The 1,332-nt window shown below is 68.5% G+C and carries 1 protein-coding gene; it reads right to left on the reverse strand.

The window, feature by feature from the left end; translation table 11 throughout:
• Positions 1-634: 634 nt before the first annotated feature.
• A complete protein-coding gene (locus tag GLO27_RS19555) occupies positions 635-874 on the reverse strand; it encodes a hypothetical protein (protein WP_167256643.1) in 240 nt (79 codons plus the stop codon).
• Between the last annotated feature and the right edge of the window lie 458 nt (positions 875-1,332).

The following is a 1,332-nucleotide window of genomic DNA, read 5'->3' on the forward strand; positions in this document are numbered from 1 at the left end:
TCTCGGGATGCTCGCCGCCCTCCAGCACTGCTTCGACCTGATCCGGGAGACCACAGGGGGGGGCAGCGAGCGGGCGGCTGGCGCCGCCGCTCTGTCGGAGCGCTGGCGCGCTCCTGCGCCCCTGGCGGGGCGCTGCGTGGCCGGGTTGACGGGAGCCGTAGCGGTGTCGAAGTGGTCGGGCGAGGGTGGTCGGTTCGGGTGCTTGTCGGTGCGTTCCGAGGTGGTCGGGCAGGGTGTCGAGCGACGCGCTGTCGCGGTCGCGGTGGTCGGGTTGTGGAGGGGTCGGAACGGTGGGGTGCTCCCCTGCTTCCAGATCGGGCTGAGGATGACGGGGGTGCCCTCGGGTGGGCGGGGATCCCCCGGCCCTGCCGCTCGGCCCTCAGGCGGGTGCACAGCGGCGCTGCGAGCAGACGCCGGCGCCCGGTGCAACCCACTCTCGGCGAGCAGCTCGAGCTGCGGCGAGCGCGACCAGATACCCCCACCCCGGCGAGCGCGGGCGTCACCACATACCCCCAGCCCTCCCGGCGCGCAGCGGCACAACATACCCCCACCAGGCCCGCCATGCCCCGCCAGGCCCGAACGCCCCTCACAGCGCCGCAGACAGCCGCTCAGAGCCGCTCAGACGCGGCGAGCGCTACCCGCCACCCCGCAACGCCCCAAGCAGCTCCACCAGGCCCGCCGCACCCACCGGCTCACCCGCGCACACCGCCCACACCCCCACCACCCCCACCGGCAGCCACCACCACGCCACCACCGCACGCCGCGCCACCTTCCCCACCCGCTCCCACCGCACGAACCACGCCACCACTGCATCCGTCATCTCATCCATGCGCACCATGTGCGCGGCGCGCCCCACACCCCCTCCCCGCCCCACCACCACCACCTGCACGCCATAGGTACGAACCACGGGCCAAATCGGACACCAGCCCCTACCTCGAATAAGGGCGGCCGCCGCACCTTCGCGGACACAACCCCTCAGAAGGAATATCGACCGCACCCTCACACACGAACTTGACCCCCACCCCCACACCCCGACGATCACACCCCGCCACACCGCGAAAAGTGCTTGCAAATTTGAGACTTTTACCGCATGTGTTCACGCATCGCTTATGGCCTTACCGCGACGCATCATTCGGCTCAAATCTGCTTGCAAATTTTAAGCACAATTCACTCCGCACCACCGGGCCACCCGACACCACCACGCCGCCCTCCCGATCCCGAAAAATGCTTGCAAATTTCAAGCAATATTCGTTGCCGTAGTCCCCCACCCTCCTCAATGCCCGACCCCCTCCCTAGTTTGTAAATGTCAGGTTCACACAACAGGAACAAACG

Source organism: Microbacterium sp. Be9, assembly GCF_011754135.1.
Lineage (GTDB): Bacteria > Actinomycetota > Actinomycetes > Actinomycetales > Microbacteriaceae > Microbacterium > Microbacterium maritypicum_A.